Origin of the sequence: Luteimonas granuli (assembly GCF_007795095.1) — a bacterium.
Taxonomy (GTDB): Bacteria; Pseudomonadota; Gammaproteobacteria; order Xanthomonadales; family Xanthomonadaceae; genus Luteimonas; species Luteimonas granuli.
Map to the genome: position 1 here is coordinate 1,440,864 of NZ_CP042218.1, position 19,405 is coordinate 1,460,268.

At 71.5% G+C, this 19,405-nt stretch carries 18 protein-coding genes and 2 pseudogenes; 12 read left to right on the plus strand and 8 right to left on the minus strand.

Annotation, left to right across the window (positions count from 1 at the left end; translation table 11 throughout):
* Nucleotides 1-18 precede the first annotated feature (18 nt).
* Nucleotides 19-846 carry an exodeoxyribonuclease III gene (locus tag FPZ22_RS06575; protein ID WP_144891497.1) on the minus strand — a complete coding sequence of 276 codons (828 nt, stop codon included), beginning with the start codon at nt 844-846 and terminating at the stop codon, nt 19-21.
* A gap of 212 nt (nt 847-1,058) precedes the next feature.
* Here FPZ22_RS06575 and pyrE point away from each other — a divergent pair, with 212 nt between their 5' ends.
* Both pyrE and FPZ22_RS06585 read left to right on the plus strand, forming a co-directional pair.
* A complete protein-coding gene (gene pyrE / locus FPZ22_RS06580; protein ID WP_144891499.1) occupies nt 1,059-1,721 on the plus strand; it encodes an orotate phosphoribosyltransferase in 663 nt (220 codons plus the stop codon).
* Between the two features lie 27 nt (nt 1,722-1,748).
* Nucleotides 1,749-2,378 carry a hypothetical protein gene (locus tag FPZ22_RS06585; protein WP_144891501.1) on the plus strand — a complete coding sequence of 210 codons (630 nt, stop codon included), beginning with the start codon at nt 1,749-1,751 and terminating at the stop codon, nt 2,376-2,378.
* A gap of 15 nt (nt 2,379-2,393) precedes the next feature.
* Here the strand turns inward: FPZ22_RS06585 and FPZ22_RS06590 are convergent, their stop codons facing one another.
* The 3 genes and pseudogenes from FPZ22_RS06590 to coaBC form a co-directional block, all read right to left on the minus strand.
* Complete coding sequence (locus FPZ22_RS06590; RefSeq protein WP_144891503.1) at nt 2,394-4,730, minus strand: phosphomannomutase/phosphoglucomutase; 2,337 nt, start codon at nt 4,728-4,730, stop codon at nt 2,394-2,396.
* 13 nt (nt 4,731-4,743) lie between these two features.
* A complete protein-coding gene (gene dut / locus FPZ22_RS06595) occupies nt 4,744-5,202 on the minus strand; it encodes a dUTP diphosphatase (protein WP_144891505.1) in 459 nt (152 codons plus the stop codon).
* Between the two features lie 68 nt (nt 5,203-5,270).
* Nucleotides 5,271-6,487: pseudogene (coaBC, locus tag FPZ22_RS06600) on the minus strand (bifunctional phosphopantothenoylcysteine decarboxylase/phosphopantothenate--cysteine ligase CoaBC).
* Nucleotides 6,488-6,673: 186 nt separating this feature from the next.
* Between coaBC and radC the strand changes: the two are divergent.
* The 5 genes and pseudogenes from radC (at nt 6,674) to FPZ22_RS14020 (ending at nt 11,121) form a co-directional block, all read left to right on the plus strand.
* Entirely contained in the window at nt 6,674-7,348 is a 675-nt protein-coding gene (gene radC / locus FPZ22_RS06605; RefSeq protein WP_144891507.1) for a RadC family protein, read from the plus strand.
* A gap of 82 nt (nt 7,349-7,430) precedes the next feature.
* Nucleotides 7,431-9,119, plus strand: coding sequence for an arginine--tRNA ligase (gene argS, locus FPZ22_RS06610; RefSeq protein WP_144891509.1), 1,689 nt, complete (start codon nt 7,431-7,433; stop codon nt 9,117-9,119).
* A complete protein-coding gene (locus FPZ22_RS06615) occupies nt 9,120-9,908 on the plus strand; it encodes an SPOR domain-containing protein (protein ID WP_144891511.1) in 789 nt (262 codons plus the stop codon). It begins immediately after the preceding gene.
* Nucleotide 9,909: 1 nt separating this feature from the next.
* Nucleotides 9,910-10,659: pseudogene (locus tag FPZ22_RS14015) on the plus strand (SDR family NAD(P)-dependent oxidoreductase); the annotation flags it as partial.
* 48 nt (nt 10,660-10,707) lie between these two features.
* Nucleotides 10,708-11,121 carry a DMT family transporter gene (locus tag FPZ22_RS14020; RefSeq protein ID WP_246121013.1) on the plus strand — a complete coding sequence of 138 codons (414 nt, stop codon included), beginning with the start codon at nt 10,708-10,710 and terminating at the stop codon, nt 11,119-11,121.
* A gap of 34 nt (nt 11,122-11,155) precedes the next feature.
* On the opposite strand, the gene FPZ22_RS06625 is transcribed toward FPZ22_RS14020, so the two are convergent.
* Together FPZ22_RS06625 and speA are read right to left on the minus strand one after the other, a co-directional pair.
* Entirely contained in the window at nt 11,156-11,560 is a 405-nt protein-coding gene (locus FPZ22_RS06625; RefSeq protein ID WP_144891513.1) for a cupin domain-containing protein, read from the minus strand.
* A 43-nt stretch (nt 11,561-11,603) separates the two neighbouring features.
* Nucleotides 11,604-13,493 (minus strand): arginine decarboxylase, encoded by a 1,890-nt coding sequence (gene speA, locus FPZ22_RS06630; RefSeq protein WP_144891515.1) that lies wholly within the window; start codon nt 13,491-13,493, stop codon nt 11,604-11,606.
* 161 nt (nt 13,494-13,654) lie between these two features.
* Between speA and speE the strand changes: the two genes are divergently transcribed.
* A complete protein-coding gene (gene speE / locus FPZ22_RS06635; protein ID WP_144891517.1) occupies nt 13,655-14,503 on the plus strand; it encodes a polyamine aminopropyltransferase in 849 nt (282 codons plus the stop codon).
* 22 nt (nt 14,504-14,525) lie between these two features.
* On the opposite strand, the gene FPZ22_RS06640 is transcribed toward speE, so the two are convergent.
* Entirely contained in the window at nt 14,526-14,864 is a 339-nt protein-coding gene (locus FPZ22_RS06640) for a P-II family nitrogen regulator (protein WP_132998728.1), read from the minus strand.
* Nucleotides 14,865-15,005: 141 nt separating this feature from the next.
* Between FPZ22_RS06640 and ubiK the strand changes: the two genes are divergently transcribed.
* From ubiK to FPZ22_RS06660, 4 genes are all read left to right on the plus strand, one after another.
* Nucleotides 15,006-15,302, plus strand: coding sequence for a ubiquinone biosynthesis accessory factor UbiK (ubiK, locus tag FPZ22_RS06645; protein ID WP_144891519.1), 297 nt, complete (start codon nt 15,006-15,008; stop codon nt 15,300-15,302).
* 10 nt (nt 15,303-15,312) lie between these two features.
* Nucleotides 15,313-16,839: a YifB family Mg chelatase-like AAA ATPase gene (locus FPZ22_RS06650; protein WP_144891521.1), complete on the plus strand. Its 1,527-nt coding sequence runs from the start codon at nt 15,313-15,315 to the stop codon at nt 16,837-16,839.
* Between the two features lie 77 nt (nt 16,840-16,916).
* Entirely contained in the window at nt 16,917-17,315 is a 399-nt protein-coding gene (locus FPZ22_RS06655) for an MbcA/ParS/Xre antitoxin family protein (RefSeq protein ID WP_144891523.1), read from the plus strand.
* On the plus strand, nt 17,315-18,004 hold the full coding sequence (locus tag FPZ22_RS06660) for an RES family NAD+ phosphorylase (RefSeq protein WP_144891525.1): 690 nt from the start codon (nt 17,315-17,317) through the stop codon (nt 18,002-18,004). Before FPZ22_RS06655 ends, FPZ22_RS06660 begins: the two co-directional genes overlap by 1 nt.
* A 55-nt stretch (nt 18,005-18,059) precedes the next feature.
* On the opposite strand, the gene aceA is transcribed toward FPZ22_RS06660, so the two are convergent.
* Nucleotides 18,060-19,352: an isocitrate lyase gene (gene aceA / locus FPZ22_RS06665; RefSeq protein ID WP_144891527.1), complete on the minus strand. Its 1,293-nt coding sequence runs from the start codon at nt 19,350-19,352 to the stop codon at nt 18,060-18,062.
* Nucleotides 19,353-19,405: the final 53 nt, after the last annotated feature.

Genomic DNA, 19,405 nt, shown 5'->3' on the forward strand with positions numbered 1-19,405 from the left:
CGCCCGCCGCGGCCGTGTTCATTCGCGGTAGTCCACGACCAGCGGCGCATGGTCGGAGAAGCGCGGCTCCGGGTGCACGGCGCAGGCTTCCACCCGTTGCGCCAGGCCCGGTGTCACGAACTGGTAGTCGATCCGCCAGCCCACGTTCTTCGCGCGCGCGGCGCCGCGGTTGCTCCACCAGGTGTATTCGTCGGCCGCGTCGGGCCGCAGCACGCGCAGCGCGTCGTGCCAGCCGTGCGTGGGTGCCTCGCACAGGCCGTCGCCGCAGGCGTCGGCGATCATCGTGTTGAGCCAGGCGCGCTCAGGCGGCAGGCAGCCGGAGTTCTTCTGGTTGCCGGTCCAGTTCCGGATGTCGTTGCGCGAGCGCACGATGTTCCAGTCGCCGCAGAGCACATAGTCGCGGCCGCTGGCCAGCCACTCGTCGAGGATCGGCTTCAGCCAGTCCATGACCTCGAACTTGAAGCCCTGGCGCAGCTCGCCCGACGAACCCGAGGGGATGTAGAACGAGACCACGCTGAGGTTGCCGAAGCGCGCCTCGATGTAGCGACCCTCGTCGTCGAACGGCGCCCAGCCCAGCGCGGTGCGCACCTCGTCGGGCTCGCGGCGGCTGTAGATCGCCACGCCACTGTAGCCCTTCTTCGTGATCGCGTCCTTGAACCAGGCCCGGTAGCCATCGGGCAGGAAGCCGGGATGCACGCCATCGCCGTCGGCCGCGGCGAGCTGGTGCTCCTGGGCCTTGGTCTCCTGCATGCAGAGGATGTCCGCGTCCTGGACGCGGAACCAGTCGAAGAATCCCTTGCTGGCGGCCGAACGGATGCCGTTGGCGTTGAAGCTGATGATGCGCATGGACTGCCGGTGCTGTGACGGGCGCGGCGGGCATCCGGCCCGCCGCCCGGCAAGGTTAGCGCACCGCCGCCACGACTGTGGGCGGCGGCATCGGCACCGGCAGCAGCAACCGCACCGGTCACCGTCAGCGGCAGCGTTCCCGGTGGCGGCTCCGGCACCTCCACCCGCGGCCCGGGTAAAATGCGCCTTCCGCCGTTGCCGCCCCCGCGCCCATGCCCGACCACCGCACCCGGTTCCTCCGCCTCGCACTGGAGGCCGAGGCCCTGCGCTTCGGCGAGTTCACGCTCAAGTCCGGGCGCGTGAGTCCCTACTTCTTCAACGCCGGCCGCTTCGATTCCGGCCCGGCGCTGGCAACGCTTGCGGCCTGCTACGCCGATGCCATCGACGCCGCCGGGCTGGAGTTCGACCTGCTGTTCGGTCCCGCCTACAAGGGCATCCCGCTGGCGACCGCGCTCGCCTGCGAGTACGCCCGCCGCGGTCGCGACCTGCCGCTGGCCTACAACCGCAAGGAAGCCAAGGATCACGGCGAGGGCGGCACCCTGGTCGGCGCGCCGCTGGCCGGCCGTCGCGTGCTGGTGGTCGATGATGTGCTCACCGCCGGTACCGCCGTGCGCGAGGCGCTGGCGCTGATCCGCATCGGCGGCGGCGAACCGGTGGGCGTGGCGATCGCGCTCGACCGCCAGGAGATCCTGGACGAGGCGTCCGGCGATCGCCGCTCGGCGGCGGCGCTGGTGACCGCCCACGAGGGCGTGCCGGTGGTGGCCATCGCCGGCCTCGCCGACCTGCTTGCGTTCACCGGCGAAAGCGGGACACTGACGACGGAGCGCGAGCGGCTGCTCGCCTATCGTGCGCGCTACGGCAGCGCGACCCGCTGATTCGGCCGACCGGGGGGACGGACGCGAATGAAGACCATCCATTGCATCGCCGGCGCGCTGGTCGCCGCGCTTCCGCTCGCGGCCGCGGCCCAGAAACCGTCCGCCGAAAAGAGGCTCTACTGCTGGAACGAGAACGGCGTCCAGGTCTGCGGCGACACCGTGCCGGCCAGCGCCATCGACCGTGCCCGCACGGAAATCAGCGCCACCAGCGGAAATCGCACCGGCGAAGTGCCGCGCGCGCTCACCGACGACGAGCGCGTCGTGGCCGCGGTCGCGGCGCGCGCCGCGGCGGAAGCCGAGAAGGCAGAGGCCGACCGCAAGCGTCGCGACCTGGCCATGGTCGAGTCGTATGCGACCGAGAACGACCTGCGCCGCGCCTACGGCGAGCGCATCCTGCTGGTGGAGGAATCGCTCAGGACTTCGGAGCTCAGCATCACCAACCTGCGGCAGAGCCTGCTGTCGCTGCTGCGCCAGGCGGCCGAGCGCGAACTGCTCGGCCAGCCGGTGGGCAAGGCGCTGGCCGACGGCGTGCAGTCGCAGCACGGCGACCTGGTCCGGCAGCAGGCGATCATGGAGCGCCAGCTGGCCGACCGGGCCTCGCTGGGCAGCGACCTGGAGGCCGCGCTGCAGCGCTACCGGAACATGAAGGGGAGCTAGCAGGCCCCCCGCCGGTCAGAACGGCAGCGGCAGCTCCGGATCCACCGCCAGCAGCTGCTCGCGGAAGTCGCCGCGGATGCGATCCAGGGCCTCCTCGCTGTCGGCGTCGAAGCGCAGCACCAGGACCGGCGTGGTGTTGGATGCGCGGACCAGGCCCCAGCCGTCCGGGAAGTCGACGCGCAGGCCGTCGATGGTCGACGGCCGCGCGTTGCCGCCGAACCTCGCCCGGGCGACGAAGCGCTCGACGAAGGCGTGCGGATTGCCGCCCGGGGCGTCGACCTTGATCTCCGGCGTGGCGATGCCGGCCGGCAGCGCGGCCAGCACCTCGCCCGGTTTCTCGGGCCGCGCGGCCAGGATCTCGAGCAGGCGGGCGGCGGCGTAGATGCCGTCGTCGAAGCCGTACCAGCGCTCGCCGAAGAAGAAGTGGCCGCTCATCTCGCCGGCCAGTTCCGCCTCGGTCTCCCGCATCTTGGCCTTGATCAGCGAATGCCCGGTCTTCCACATCAGGGGGCTGCCGCCATGGCGCAGGATGTGCCCCTGCAGGCGACCGGTGCACTTCACGTCGTACACGATCACCGCGCCCGGATTGCGCTCGAGCACGTCCGCGGCGAACAGCATCAGCAGGCGGTCGGCGAAGATGTTCTCGCCGTCCCTGGTGACCACGCCGAGGCGGTCGCCGTCGCCGTCGAAGGCGATGCCCAGGTCGGCGTCGAAGCGCTGGACCATCTTCACCAGGTCCTCGAGGTTGTGCGGGTCGCTCGGGTCAGGGTGGTGGTTGGGGAAGGTGCCGTCGATCTCGCAGAACAGTGGCTCGACGCTGGCGCCGATGGCCTCGAGCACGCGCGGACCGATCTCGCCGGCCGCGCCGTTGCCGGCGTCCACCACCACCTTCAGCGGGCGGTCGATCTGGACGTCGGAGGCGATGCGCTCGACGTAGTCCCCGCCGATGTCGCGTTCGGTCATCGCACCCGGCGCGGGCGCGGTGTACAGGCGGTTGTCGGCGAGGCGGGCGTAGAGGTCGGTGATGTCCTTGCCGGCCAGGGTCTCGCCACCGACCACGATCTTGAAGCCGTTGTAGTCCGGCGGGTTGTGGCTGCCCGTGACCGAGACGCAGCACCCGGTGCGCAGGTGGTAGGCACCGAAGTACACCACCGGCGTGGGCACCATGCCGATGTCGATGACGTCGCGCCCCGCCCGGCGCAGGCCGGCGGTGAGCCCGGCCACCATGTCGGGACCGGAGAGGCGGCCGTCGCGGCCGACCACGATGTCCTTCAGGCCCTTCTCGTGCATCAGCGAGCCGATGGCATGGCCGATCAGCTCGGCCACGCCCGCGTCCAGCGACTGCCCGACGATGCCGCGGATGTCATAGGCGCGGAAGATGCCGGGGTCGATCGCGACCGGAGGCACCTCCGCCTCGCGCACGGTCCGCGGCGCCGGCTCCGGGCCATCGGCCGCGCCCTCGTCCTCCGGCTCCCCTTCGGGCGCCCGCTCCAACGCCTGCTCGAGCGTGGGAGCGTCGGCTTCCGCCGCGGCTTCGGACCTGCCGGCCAGGGACGGCAGACGGGCCAGCAGCCAGGCCAGCAGCACCAGCATCGCCGCGACCACAAATGATGGCAGCGCCGCCAGCCCGAACAGCGCCGGCGCGCGCGCGGGCAGGCCGGCGGCGACGCGCAGCCCGGTGCCGGCCACCGGCACCGCCATGCGTTCCGCCGATTCGGCATGGGCCGCGTCGCCGCGCTCGGCCAGGTTGTAACCGCCCTGGCGCAGCGCGAGGTAGCTCGAGCCCGGCAGATCCACGGCATCGAGGCTGCCGGTGGCGCGCGCCAGCGGAAGCCGCACGTAGGCGACGCCGACCACCCTGTCTCCCGTGCGCGCGGGCGCCGCCAGAGCGACCTTCGGCGCGCCGCCGTCGCGGATCACCCACAGCACCGCCTTGTCCTCGATCACCGCGGCTTCCGCCACGGCGATGCGACCGTAACCGGCTTCCGGGGCCGTGCGGTAGGCGTCCACCAGGGCGGGATCGAGGACCGCGGCATGTTCGAGGTCCGGCCAGTCGCGACCCAGCGCCGCACCCGCGGCGGCCAGGTCGCCGGCAGCCAGGGCGTCGCGCACCGGGGCCGAGGCCAGGCGCTCCTCGAGGCGCTCGAGTTCGGTGTTCAACGCGCTCGCGGTCGCTTGCGCCACGGTATCGCGGTTGACCGTCAGTGCGTCCCGCCGGGTGCCGTCCTGCAGCTGCCGCCAGCCGGTCCACGCCAGCCCCGCCGCCAGCAGCAGCACGATCGCGGCCAGCACCTGCAGCCACGGCGCGGCGCCGGTCGCCTGCCCGCTCCTGCCAGAAACCTTCGGTTCCATGCCGTACTCCCCTTCAGCGCGTGCCCGTATGACCGAAGCCGCCGGTCCCGCGCGCGCTCCGCTCGAAAGTATCCACCACCCGCAGCTCCGCGCGCACGACCGGCAGCAGCACCAGTTGGGCGATGCGATCGCCCGGTTGCACCACGTAGCTGTCGCGCGAGCGGTTCCAGAGGCTGACCATCAGCGGACCCTGGTAGTCGGCGTCGATCAGGCCCGTGCCGTTGCCCAGCACCAGTCCGTGGCGGTGGCCAAGCCCCGAACGGGGCAGCACCATCGCGCACAGGCCGGGATCGGCGATGTGGATGGCGATGCCGGTGGGCACCAGCGCCGTGTCGCCGCCCGCGAGCGTGAGCGGCCCGTCGATGGCGGCGCGCAGGTCCATGCCGGCGCTGCCCCCGGTGGCGTGGGTCGGCAGCGGCCAGTCGCCGCCGATGCGCGGGTCGAGGATCTTCAGGTCCAGCGCGTGCTGCATGTGGAGGGCGTCCTCTGTTGCGTGGTGGTCGTGTGTCGTGGCGGGTGGCGGCGTCGCACGCGCGGGGATCAGGACAGGCGCGCGGCGACGAGGTCCAGCAGGTCATCGGCGAGCCGGGTCTTCGGCGCCGGGCCGAGCACCCGCACACCGGCGGCATCGTAGACGTGCAGTGTGTTGTCGTCGGACTCGAAGCCGCCGCCGGCAACGCCGACGCGGTTGGCGGCGATCATGTCCAGGCGCTTGCGGCGCAGCTTGTCCAGGGCGTTGGCCTCGAGGTCGCCGGTCTCCGCGGCGAAGCCGACCACCAGGCGCGGCCGCAGCGGATGCGACGCCACCTCGGCCAGGATGTCGGCGGTGGGCACCAGGTCCAGTACCAGGCCGCCGCCGCCCGGCCGCTTCTTGATCTTGCCCCCGGCCACGGTGGCCGGGGTGAAGTCGGCCACCGCGGCGGCACCGATATAGACGTCGGCTGGCAGCGCGGCCAGCACCGCGGCGTGCATCTGCGCGGCCGAGCGCACGTCGCGGCGGTCGACCCCGGCCGGCGAGGCCAGGGTCACCGGCCCCGCGACCAGCACGGTGTCCGCGCCCCGCTTCGCCGCCGCGGCAGCGATGGCGAAGCCCATCTTGCCGCTGCTGCGGTTGCCGATGAAGCGCACCGGGTCGATGTCCTCGTAGGTGGGCCCCGCGCTGACCACCACGCGCAGGCCGGCCAGCGCGCCTTCGCTCATGCCTTCGCGGCCGCCAGGGCGGCCACGATGTCCAGCGGCTCGGCCATGCGCCCCGGGCCGGACTCGCCCTCGGCCAACGGACCGTCCATCGGGCCCACCACCAGCGCCCCACGCGTGCGCAGCAGGGCCATGTTGGCCTGCGTGGCCGGATGCAGCCACATGCGATGGTTCATCGCCGGCGCCAGCGCCAGCGGCGCGGTGGTCGCCAGGCAGAGGGTGGTGACGAGGTTGTCGGCGAAGCCGTGGGCGAGCTTGGCCAGCGTATTGGCGGTGGCCGGAGCCACCACGACCCGCGTCGCCCAGCGCGCGAGTTCGATATGGCCCATCGCGGCCTCGGCCGCCGGGTCCCAGAGCGAGGTGCGGACGGTTTCCCCGGAAAGCGCCTGGAAGGTGGTGGCGTCGACGAAGCGGGTCGCGCTTTCGGTCATCGCCACGCGCACCCGGGCGCCGGCCTCGCTCAGGCGGCGCACGAGGTCCGCGGACTTGTAGGCGGCGATCCCGCCGCAGACGCACAGCAGGATCCGCTCGCCATCGAGTTTGCTGTCGGCCTTTGCCATGCCTGGGGGTGCCCTGACCCGGGAACGGTCCGACAGCTTACCCGAACGCCCATGGCCGCCCGGGGGCGCGGCGGCGGCGGATCGACTGCAATGGCACCACGTCGGCGGCCGGTGCGGACGCCCCCGTCGCGGCGCCCATCCGCCGCAACGCGCCGGCCGCCGACGACCATCTTCCGGGACACGCCCATGCACATCCACGAATGGCCCAGCAGCGAACGTCCGCGCGAAAAACTCCTTGCGCGCGGGGCACAGGCGCTTTCGGACGCGGAACTGCTGGCGCTGTTCCTGGGTTCGGGAGTCCGGGGGCTCGATGCCGTGGCCACCGCACGCCGGCTGCTGGCCGACCACGGCCCGCTGCGGCGTCTGCTGGACCAGCCCGCGCCCGAGCTGGTGAAGCTCCCGGGGCTCGGCCCTGCCACCGCCTGCCTGCTCGCCGCCGCGCTCGAACTCGCCGGCCGGCACATGGCGGCGGCCCTGGAGCGGGGAGAGGCGCTCACCGACCCGACCGCGGCCGGCCGCTACTTCGCCCAGCGCCTGCGTGGGCATCCCAGCGAAGTGTTCGCGGCGCTTTTCCTCGATACCCGACACCGCGCCCTGGCGTTCGAGGAACTGTTCCGCGGTACCGTCGACGGCGCCGAGGTGCATCCGCGCGAGGTCGTGCGCCGGGCGCTGGGGCACAACGCCGCGGCGGTGATCGTCGGCCACAACCATCCCAGCGGCAGCAGCGAACCCAGCGCCGCCGATCGCGCGGTCACCCTCCAGCTGAAGCAGGCGCTGGGCCTGATCGACGTGCGCCTGCTCGACCACTTCGTGGTCGGTGATGGCGCACCGGTGTCGCTGGCGGCGCGCGGCTGGGTCTAGCCGGGGCGGTTCAGGCTCCCGGCCGGCCGCGCGCGGGGCCTCGCGTACAATGTGCGGCCGTACGCTCCCGCCGCGAACCCCAGTGAAATCCACGCTCAAGGCCCTGGTCGGACAGGGCATCGCCGCCCTCCGTGAACAGGGCACCCTGCCCGCCGACCTGGCCACGCCCGACTTCGTGATCGAGCGCCCCAAGGACCGCACGCACGGCGACTTCTCCAGCAATGCCGCCATGCTGCTGGCGAAGCCGGCGCGCAGCAATCCCCGCGCGATCGCGCAGGCGCTGGCGGAAGCCATCCCTGCCGGCGGCGACGTCGCCGCGGTCGAGATCGCCGGGCCCGGGTTCCTCAACTTCCGCCTGTCGCCCGAAGCCTGGCAACGCCAGCTGCGCGAGGTGCATGCGCAGGGTGCCGCCTACGGCCGCAATGCCAGCGGCGCTGGCCGCGTGGCCGGCGTGGAATACGTCTCGGCCAATCCCACGGGCCCGCTGCACGTCGGCCACGGCCGCGCGGCGGTGATCGGGGACTGCATCGCGCGGGTGCTCGACGCCAATGGCTGGGACGTGAAGCGCGAGTTCTATTACAACGACGCCGGCGTGCAGATCGAGAACCTGGCGCTGTCCGTCCAGGCGCGGGCACGCGGCATCAGCCCGGGCGACGCCGGCTGGCCCGAGGACGGCTATCGCGGCGACTACATCGCCGACGTCGCCCGCGCCTTCCTCGCACGCGACAGCGTCGAGGTCGAAGGCCAGGTCGTGCAGGGCGCCGGCGACGCCGACGACATCGATGCGATCCGCCGCTTCGCCGTGGCCTGGCTGCGCAACGAGCAGAACGGCGACCTCGCCGCCTTCGGCGTGTCCTTCGACGTGTATTTCCTGGAATCCTCGCTGTATGCGGAAGGAAAGGTCGAGGACACCGTGCGCCAGCTGGTCGAGCGCGGCCACGCCTACGAGGAGGGCGGCGCGCTGTGGCTGCGTACCACGGCCTTCGGCGACGACAAGGACCGCGTGATGCGCAAGTCCGACGGCAGCTACACCTACTTCGTGCCCGACGTCGCCTACCACCTGTCGAAGTGGGAGCGCGGCTACGAGCGCGCGATCACCGAGCTCGGCGCCGACCACCACGGCTCGCTGGCGCGGGTGAAGGCCGGGCTGCAGGCGCTCGACCGCGGCATCCCGCAGGGCTACCCCGAGTACGTGCTGCACCAGATGGTCACGGTGATGCGCGGTGGCGAGGAGGTGAAGCTCTCGAAGCGCGCCGGCAGCTACCTGACCCTGCGCGACCTGATCGACGAGGCCGGCCGCGACGCCACCCGCTGGTTCCTGGTGGCGCGCAAGCCCGATTCGCAGCTGGTCTTCGACATCGACCTCGCGCGCAGCCAGTCGCTCGACAACCCCGTGTACTACGTGCAGCTCTCGCACGCACGCATCTGCGGCCTGCTGCGCCAGCTCGACGAGCGCGGCCTGGCCTTCGACCTGGAGAACGGCCTCGCGCAGCCACTGGACCTGGACAGCGCCGCAGCGCTCGAGCTGATGACCGCGATCAGCCGCTGGCCTGAACTGCTGGCCACGGCCGGCCAGCTGCTGGAACCCCATCTGGTGGCGCAGTACCTGCTGGAGCTGGCGCAGGCCTTCCAGTCGTATTACAACGATCACCAGTTCCTGGTGGACGCGAAGGACGTCCGCGACGCCCGCCTGGCGCTCGCGCTGGCGACGCGCCAGGTGCTGGCGAACGGACTCGACGTACTGGGCGTGCAGGCCCCGGAGGCGATGTAAGTGGCAGTGAAGCGCGGCAGGTCCCAGGCCCGGCGCAACAGCGGCAGCAGCGCGCCGCTGCCGGGCTGGGCGTGGATGATCATCGGCATCCTGCTGACGATCGTGGTGGTGGTGGCGGCGCCCAGGCTCCTCAGGTCCGAGGGTGAGCAGGGCTTCTTCCGGCCCACGCCCAATCCCGATGCGCGCCCGGCCGTCGCCCGCCCGGAGGCCGGAGACAGCGTGGCCGACGATGCGCCGGCTCCGGCGCGTCCGCCCGCCGCTGCGGCCCCCGCGGCGCCGGACACGCAGTACGACTTCTACACCCTGCTCCCCGGGCAGGAGGTCGCCATGTCCGACGCCGAGCTGGCCGCCAGCGCCCGCGCCGAGCAGGAGCGGCAGCGCGGACTGCTGGAGCGCGAGCGCGAGGCTCAGGCGCGCGAGAACGCCGCCGACGCCGCCGACCTGGCCGGCGCCGCTCCGCTCGCCGGAGAGGCCGGCCCCGCCGCGACGCCGCCCGCGCCGCCCGCGCCGCCCGTCCAAAGCCCGGCGCCGGCGGCGGTGCCCGCGGCCGCCGACGGCACGCGCTACATCCTCCAGGCCGGCTCCTTCGCCAGCAGCGCCGACGCCGAATCGCTCAAGGCCCGCATCGCCCTCCTGGGCCTGGTGGCGCGCGTGGAGACCGCCGAGCTCGACGGCCGCACCGTGCACCGCGTGCGCATGGGCCCCTACGCCACCGCCTCGGAGCTCGCGGAGGCCAAGCAGAAGCTCGGCAACGGCGGGCTCGAGGCCCTCGCGATCCGCGCCCGCTGACATGAAGACCCTGCTCGTCACCGGCGCCACCGCCGGCTTCGGCGCCGCGATCGTCGAGCGCTTCGTCGCCAACGGCTGGCGCGCCATCGCCACCGGGCGCCGCGGCGAGCGCCTGGACGCCCTGGCCGAACGCCTCGGCCGCGACCGCGTCCACACCGCCTGCTTCGACATCCGCGACGCCGACGCGATGGCCGCCGCGCTCGACGCCATCCCGGAGCCGTTCCGCGGCATCGACCTGCTGGTCAACAACGCTGGTCTCGCGCTGGGCACCGCGCCGGCGCAGGCCTGCGACCTGGCGCAGTGGCGGCAGATGATCGACACCAACGTCACCGCGCTGGTGACCATCACCCACCGCCTGCTGCCGGTGCTGATCGAGCGCCGCGGCGCGATCGTCAACATCGGCTCCATCGCCGGCGTGTATCCCTATGCCGGCGGCAACGTCTACGGCGCGACCAAGGCCTTCGTCGACCAGTTCTCGCTCAACCTGCGCTCGGACCTGCACGGAACCGGCGTGCGCGTGAGCGTGATCGAGCCAGGGCTGGCGGAAACCGAGTTCACCCTGGTGCGCACCGGCGGCGACCGGGCGGCCTCCGACACGCTCTACGCGGGTGCCAGGCCGATCACCGCCGCGGACATCGCCGAATCCACCTGGTGGATCGCGAACCTGCCCCCGCACCTCAACATCAACCGGCTGGAAGTGATGCCGGTGAGCCAGTCGCTGGCGGGCCTGCAGATCCACCGGGCGCCGCAGGCGTGGAATGCATGGCTGGCCATGCTCGCGATCGTGGCCATCGGCGCCATGCTGCCGCTGCAGGGGCTGGTCAACGCGCGCCTGGCCACCGCATTGCACGGGCCGGTGATGGCGGCCTTCGTGTCGTTCCTGGTCGGCAGCGTGGTGCTGGGCACCTGGCTGCTGGCGACCCGCACGCCCTGGAGCGCCGTGCCCGATGCGCGCTTCCCTCCCTGGATCTGGATCGGTGGAGTGCTGGGCGCGGTCTACGTGGCGGTGTTCACCCTGCTGATCCCGCGCGTGGGCGCGGCGGCGGCGATTTGCCTGGCGGTGCTGGGCCAGGTCGTGGCTTCGCTGCTTCTCGATCACTTCGGCGTGCTGCAGGCGCAGCGGCCGGTCGACTGGATGCGCGCGACCGGCGTGGTGCTGGTGCTGCTCGGGGTGCTGCTGGTGGCGGCGCCGTGGCGGGCGCCGCCGGCCTGATCGCGCCGGCCGCGGAACGGCCGGCCCGGTCGGCTTACTCGGTCGGCCTGCCGTCGTAGTGATCGGCCTCGTGCCGCTCCTGGGCCACCTCCGAGGTGGCGTGCACCGTGCCGTCGCGATGCTCCGGCGGGGCGTACAGCGTGTAGAGCTTGAGCGGACCGTCGCCGGCGTTGATGACATTGTGCTCGGCGCCTGCGGGCACGATGGCGATGTCGTCGTCCTCCAGCACGTGTTCCGCGCCGTCGATCAGCAGCGTCGCACGCCCCTGTTCGACGCGGAAGAACTGGTCCACGTCCGGATGCACTTCCTTGCCGATCTCCTCGCCCGGCTGCAGCGACATCAGCACCAGCTGCAGGTGCGCGCCGGTATACAGGACGCGGCGGAAATCGGTGTTCTCGAGGGTGCGGTCCTCGATGTCGGTGACGTAACCCTTTTTCATGCCATGGCCTCCTTCTGGGGGAACGGATCGCGATCGGGCCTGCTCAGTCCAGCGGCGCGTCGTCTAGGTAGGTGTAGCCGGTGAGCCCGGCTTCCAGCGCCACGCGCAGGCGCGCCGACTCGTCGGCCGGCAGCCGTGCGGCGGCGACCTTGGCATCGTACTCCGCGCGCAGGTCGTCGAGGCTGTAGCCCACGTAGTCGAGCATCACATCGGTGGTGTCGCCCCGGCGCTGCTGGTCGATGGCATAGCCCGCGCCGTCGAGCTTCACTTCGATCGCGTCGGTGTCGCCGAACAGGTTGTGGATGTCGCCCAGGATCTCCTGGTAGGCGCCGACCAGGAAGAAGCCCAGCCGGTAGCTCTCGCCGGAACGCAGCGGGTGCAGCGGCAGCGAGCTGTCCAGGTCCTCGTTCTCGACGTAGGTGTCGATCTTGCCGTCCGAATCGCAGGTCAGGTCGGCGATGGTGCCGCGGCGCGTCGGGACCTCGTCCAGGCGCTCGATCGGCACGATCGGGAACACCTGGTCGATCGCCCACACGTCGGGCATCGATTCGAACACGCTGAAGTTGACGAAGTACTTGTCCACCAGGCGCTCGTTGAGCTCGTCCAGAAGCGGCCGGTGGCTCTTCTCGTCGTAGGTCAGGCGCGACCTGACGGCGTGGGCGATGGCGTAGAACAGGTCGTCGATGCGCGCGCGATGCACCAGGTCGAGCTGGCCCAGCGCGAACAGGCTCAGCCCCTCGGCATGGTGGTGCGCGGCTTCGTGGAACAGCTCGACCGCCGGCCGCTGGTCCAGCTCATCGTGGATCTCGCGCAGATGGCGGATGACCGCAGGCTCGTCGTCGTGCGCGTCGGGCACGCGGCCCTCGGGTGCGGCTTCGACCTCGGACACGTTGGCCACCAGCACCGCGTGATGCGCGGTCATGGCACGGCCGCATTCGGTGACGATGCGGGGCTGGCGCAGGCCGTTCTGCTCGCAGGCATCCGCCAGCGGCTGCACGATGCTCGACGCGTACTGCGCGATGCCGTAGTTGACCGAGTTGAAGCTGCGCGAGCGCGTGCCCTCGTAGTCGATGCCCAGGCCGCCGCCGACGTCGACGTAGTAGATCTCCGCGCCCAGCTGCGACAGCTCGACGAAGTAGCGCGTGGCCTCGCGCATGCCGCGCGCGATGTCGCGCACGTTCGAGATCTGCGAGCCCATGTGGAAATGCAGCAGCTTCAGCGCGCCACCCATGCCTGCGTCGCGCAGCGACTTCCACAGGTCCAGCAGCTGCCGCGGGCTGAGGCCGAACTTGGCCTTGTCGCCGCCGGAGTTCTGCCACTTGCCGGCGCCCAGGGAGGACAGGCGCATGCGTACGCCGAGCACGGGCTCCACCCCCAGCGTTGCCGACTCCTCGATCAGCAGCCGCAGCTCGGAGGGCTTCTCGACCACGATGAAGACGTTCATGCCCAGCTTGCGGCCGATCAGCGCCAGGCGGATGTACTCGCGGTCCTTGTAACCGTTGCAGATCACCAGCCCGCCAGGACGCGACAGCGCCAGCACCGCCATCAGCTCCGGCTTGCTGCCGGCTTCCAGGCCGAAGCCTTCGCCGGCGTGCGATGCCAGGGTGCCGGCGACGCCGCGGTGCTGGTTGACCTTGATCGGGTAGACCGCGGTGTAGCCGCCACGATAGTCCCAGTCGGCCTGGGCCTGCGCGAACGCGGCCTGCAGCGCGCCCAGGCGATCACCGAGGATGTCCGGGAAGCGCACCAGCAGCGGCATGTTCGCGCCCTGCTCCAGGGCGCGATCCACGACCTCCGGCAGGGCGATTGCCGGCCCGCCGGCGCCGCGCGGGCGCACCGCGACCCGCCCGGCGGCGTCGACATCGAAGTAGCCCGAGGCCCAGTGGGGGATCGAGTAGGTCTTGCGGGCCTGGTCGATGGACCATGCGGTCATGGGCGGGAGTGTCCGGGGCGCGGAAGGGACACGCATTCTAGCCGCCGCAGCCGGCCCTTCCCCGTCAACGGCCGACCGGCCTTCAGCGCCGCATGCCCACGGCCCGCGGCGACCGCGTCCGCTACAATCCGCGGCCTTCGATCCCGCCCACCGGACGCGCAATGACTTCCCCGACCTGGCTCTACGAGAACTTCGAACCCTCCGGCTCCGCCATCGGCTTCCGGATCACCCGCAAGCTCGACGAGGTGCAGTCGCCGTTCCAGAAGATCGAGGTCTTCGAGTCGACCGACTGGGGCAACGTCATGCTGATCGACGGCGCGATGATGGTGACCACGCGCGACAACTTCCTCTACCACGAGATGATGTCGCATCCGGCGCTGTTCACCCACCCGGATCCGAAGCAGGTCGTGATCATCGGCGGCGGCGACTGCGGCACCCTGCGCGAGGTGCTGCGCCACCCGGGCGTGGAGAGGGCCGTGCAGTGCGACATCGACGAGCAGGTCACGCGCATGTCGGAGAAGCACTTCCCCGAGCTGTGCGAGTCCAACGGCGACCCGCGCGCCGAAGTGCTGTTCGACGACGGCATCGCGTACATGGCCAACTGCGCGCCGGGAAGCCTGGACGTGGTGATCGTGGACGCCACCGACCCGGTCGGCCCGGCCGTTGGGCTGTTCAACAAGGCCTTCTTCGAGAGCTGCTTCCGGGCCCTGAAGGACGACGGCATCCTGGTGCAGCAGTCGGAGTCGCCCCTGGTGCTGCTCGACCTCATCCGGGACATGCGCGCGGAGATGGGCAAAGCCGGCTTCGACAGCTTCCAGACCCTGCCCTTCCCGCAGCCCTGCTATCCGTCCGGCTGGTGGAGCTGCACGCTGGCGCGCAAGGGTGGCCGCGGATTCGATTTCCGCGAGGCGGACGCGGCGGCGAAGGTCTTCGAGACGAAGTACTACAGCGCGGGCATCCACGCGGCGGCGCAGGTCATGCCGCCGTTCATGGCCGAAGCCCTGGGCTGAGGTCAGGCTCGCGGGAGTTCCTTCAGAGCGCGTCCGCGTCCAGTTCGCCGGTGCGGATGCGCACCGCGCGCTCGAGGTCGTAGACGAAGACCTTGCCGTCGCCGATCTTGCCGGTGGAGGCGGCCTTGAGGATGGCCTCGGTGACGAGCTCGGCCTGGTCATCGGTCACCGCGACCTCGAGCTTGATCTTGGGCAGGAAGTCGATCACGTACTCGGCGCCGCGGTAGAGCTCGGTATGGCCCTTCTGGCGGCCGAAGCCCTTCACCTCGGTCACGGTGATGCCGGCCACGCCGGCCTCCGACAGCGCCTCGCGCACGTCGTCGAGCTTGAACGGCTTGATGATCGCCATGATCATCTTCATCACGCGGCCTCCGCTTGCAGTGCGCGCAGGATACCGCGGCCCGGGCGGCGGACGGGCTTTTCCCATATACCGGCGCGCGTCCGGCCGATGGCGCGGGAGACGCGCCGCGGCCAAGCTGCCGCCAACACCGGAGGACACCCCATGATCGACCTCGGCCACATCGACGACCTCGCCCGCCGCCTCAGCAGCCTGGTGCCCCCCGGCCTGCGCGAAGGCCGCGAGGAACTGCAGGAGAACTTCAAGTCCGTGCTCCAGGCGGGGCTGGCGCGGCTGGATCTGGTGACCCGCGAGGAGTTCGACGTGCAGCAGGCGGTGCTGCTGCGCACACGCGAGAAGCTGGAGGCGCTGCAGGCGCAGGTGTCACAGCTCGAGGCCCAGCTGGCGGCCGGCGCCCCGACCGCGCCCATGCCGCCGCAATCACCCCAGCAGCCGCACTGAGGCCACCGCCGTGGCGGGACTTGCGATCGTGCACGGCCGTGCACGCGCTGGCGTGCGCGCGCCGGAAGTCACGGTCGAGGTCTACATGAGCGGAGGGCTGCCGCGGATGTCGATAGTCGGCCTTCCGCAGGCCGCGGTGCGCGAATCGAAGGACCGCGTGCGTGCCGCCATCCGCTGCGCGCAGTTCGAGTTCCCGCCGCGGGTCACCACGGTCAACCTGGCGCCGGCCGACCTGCCGAAAGGCGGCGGGCGCTTCGACCTGCCGATCGCGCTGGGCATCCTCGCGGCCAGCGGACAGCTGGAACGCACGGCGCTGGCCGGGCACGAATTCCTGGGCGAGCTGGGGCTGACTGGTGAACTCCGCGCGGTCGACGGCGTGCTGCCGGCAGCCCTGGCCTGCGGTGCGGCCCGCCGGGTGCTGGTGGTGCCCGCCGACAACGGGCCCGAGGCGGCGCTCGCCCGCGGCGTGGACGTGCGCGTGGCCCGCACCCTGTCCGAGGTCTGCGCCCACCTGGCCGGGCGCAGGCCGCTGCCGAAGGCGCAGGCCGGCGCAGCGGTCGGCGGCCCCGGCGCCGGCGCGCCGGACCTGGCCGATGTGCGCGGCCAGCTGCGCGCCCGGCGGGCGCTCGAAATCGCCGCCGCCGGCAGCCACCACCTCCTGCTGGCCGGCAGCCCGGGCTGCGGCAAGACCCTGCTCGCCTCGCGCCTGCCCGGCATCCTGCCCGAAGCCAGCGAGGCCGAGGCGCTGGAGACCGCGGCCATCGCATCGGTCAGCGGTCGCGGGATCGACCCGGCGCGGTGGCGGCAGCGGCCGTTCCGCGCTCCGCACCACACCGCCAGCGCCATCGCCCTGGCGGGCGGCGGCAGCGAACCGCGCCCCGGCGAGATCTCGCTCGCGCACAACGGCGTCCTGTTCCTGGACGAACTGCCCGAATGGAACCGACATGTGCTGGAGGTGCTGCGCGAGCCGCTGGAATCAGGGACGGTCACCGTCTCCCGTGCCGCGCGGCAGAGCGAGTTCCCCGCGCGCTTCCAGCTCGTGGCGGCCATGAACCCCTGCCCCTGCGGCTGGGCCGGGGATGCCTCCGGCCGATGCCAGTGCAGCATCGACCTGGTGCAACGCTATCGCTCCCGGGTGTCCGGACCGCTGCTCGATCGCATCGATCTGCACGTCGACGTGTCGCGCGTTCCGCCCACCGAGCTTCGGCCCGACGCGCCCGCCGGCGAACCCAGCGCGACGGTGCGCGTCCGGGTCGAGGCTGCCCGCGCAGTGCAGCTCGAACGCGCCGGCGTGCTCAACGCCCATCTCGACCAGGCCGGCACCGTCGCACACTGCCGCCTGCAGGCGGACGACCAGGCGCTCCTGGAGCACGCGATCGAGAACCTGCAGCTGTCGGCGCGCGCCATGCACCGGATCCTGCGCGTGGCGCGCACGATCGCCGATCTCTCCGGCGGAGGACCGATCGCGCGTCCGCACCTGGCCGAGGCGTTGGGCTATCGCGGCTTCGATCCGCGGGCGCAGGCGGCCGCTTCCTGACGGACCCGCCGGCCTCGTTGCAGGGAGTCCCGATTGGGACTACCATTCCGCTGACTGTCCACTTGGGGACACTCCCAATGACCCGGTTCCATGTTGCCGAGGCGCCTTTCCGTCGTGATCTGGCGGCCCCGGCGCTGCGCGCCTTCTTCCGTATCACCGCACTCTGGGGACTCGGCAACGAGCAGGAGCGCGTGCTGCTCGGCAGCCCCGGCCGCTCCACGTTCTACCGCTGGAAGCGCGATCTGTCCGGCCAGCTGCCCCACGACGTGCTTGAGCGGATCAGCTACGTGCTCGGCATCTACAAGGCGCTGCATCTCATCTTCGGCAATGAGCGCCAGGCCGATGAATGGATCGGCCGCCCCAACGATGCGCCCCTGTTCGGCGGCAGACCGGCCCTGGAACGCATGCTCGGCGGGCACGTGGCCGACCTGTTCGTGGTGCGCCAGTACCTGGATGCCCAACGGGGCTGGGGCTGATGCAGGTGACGGCCACCGCCCGCGTGCGGTTCCGGCCGGGATACCGCGTGGTGTCGAGCCGCTTCCCGCCGGTGGGGGTCTTCGATGCCATCGCCGATCCGGCTGACATCCCGGCCCTCCACGACCTGGAGGCGATGACCAACCCGCGCATGCGCGAGGCCCTCGGCACGATCGCGCTGGTGCCCCCCGAGCGGCGCATCTCCGGACCGGGGACCACGCCGATCATGGCCGCGTTCACCCATCTCAATCCCGGGGGATCGCGCTTCACCCCCGGCTGGTTCGGCGTGTACTACTGCGCGCGCGAACAGCGGACGGCCGTGGCCGAGACGGTGTTCCACAAGTCGCGCTTCCTGCGCGCCACGCGCGAACCCGCCTGCGTGCTGGACATGCGCTGCTACCTCGGCGACGTCGACGGGCGCTTCCACGACATCCGTGGCGGACATCCCCGACTGCACGATCCGGACAGCTATGCGGCCAGCCAGCGCTTCGCGGTGGAACTGCGCGAAGCTGGCGGAAACGGCGTCGTCTACGACAGCGTGCGGGCACCCGGCGGCACCTGCCTGGCGGCGTTCTATCCGGACCTCCTGAAGCCGGTGCGGCAGGGACCGCACCTGCAGTACCACTGGGATGGCGGGCGGATCACGCACGTGACGGAGGCCCGGGTGGTGGAGTTCCGAAGCGCGGAATGATCCGCAATCGGCGTGGCCGGCGGCTCCCGCATGAGCGCGCGCCGCCGGCGGATCGTCAGGCCGCGGCCGTGCGGAACTGTTCCTCTTCCGTGGAGCCGGCCAGTGCGGTGGTCGAGGACTGGCCCTGCTGGATCGCCTGGGTGACGGCGTCGAAGTAACCGGTGCCGACCTCGCGCTGGTGCTTCACCGCGGTGAAACCCCGGTCGGCGGCGGCGAATTCCGCCTCCTGCAGTTCCACGAAGGCGCTCATCTGCCGGCGTGCGTAGCCGTGGGCGAGGTTGAACATCGAATAGTTCAGCGCGTGGAAGCCGGCCAGGGTGATGAACTGGAACCTGTAGCCATACGCCGCGATCTCGTCCTGGAACGTGGCGATCGTCGCGTCGTCGAGGTTCTTCTTCCAGTTGAAGCTGGGCGAACAGTTGTAGGCCAGCATCTTGCCGGGGTACTTCTCGTGGATCGCCTCGGCGAACGCCCGCGCGAAGCCGAGATCCGGCTTGCCGGTCTCGCACCAGACGAGGTCCGCGTAGGGCGCATACGCCAGACCGCGGCTGATGGCCTGGTCCAGTCCGTTGCGGGTCTTGTAGAAGCCCTCGATCGTGCGCTCGCCGGTGGTGAACGGGCGATCGTTTCCGTCGATGTCGCTGGTCAGGAGGTCCGCCGCCTCGGCGTCTGTGCGCGCGACGATCAGCGTCGGCACGCCGCAGACATCGGCGGCAAGGCGCGCGGCATTGAGCTTCTCCACCGCCTCGCGGGTCGGCACCAACACCTTGCCGCCCATGTGGCCGCACTTCTTGACCGAGGCCAGCTGGTCCTCGAAGTGCACGCCGGCGGCACCGGCCTCGATCATCGCCTTCATCAGTTCGAAGGCGTTGAGCACGCCGCCGAAGCCGGCTTCGGCGTCGGCCACGATCGGCTGCAGGAAGTCGATCGAGTCGTCGCCCTCGGCGTGGTGCAGCTGGTCGGCCCGCAGCAGCGCGTTGTTGATGCGCTTGACCACCGCCGGCACCGAGTCGGCCGGGTACAGCGACTGGTCGGGATACATCTGCCCCGCGAGGTTGGCGTCGGCCGCCACCTGCCAGCCGCTGAGGTAGATCGCCTTCAGCCCGGCCTTGACCTGCTGCATGGCCTGGTTGCCGGTAAGCGCGCCGAGGGCGTTGACGTAGGGACGTTCGTGCAGCGAGTTCCAGAGCTTCTCCGCACCCAGGCGGGCCAGCGAATGCTCGACGTGCACGGTGCCGCGCAAGCGCACCACGTCTTCGGCGTCGTAGTTGCGGACGATGCCCGCCCAGCGCGGGCTGGTGGTCCAGTCGCGGCGGATCTCGCTGGCGGTCGGAAGCTTCGTGCTCATCGTGGATCTCCAGTGGGGATGGGTTCGGCATGCAGGAGCGGCTATAGCCGCGG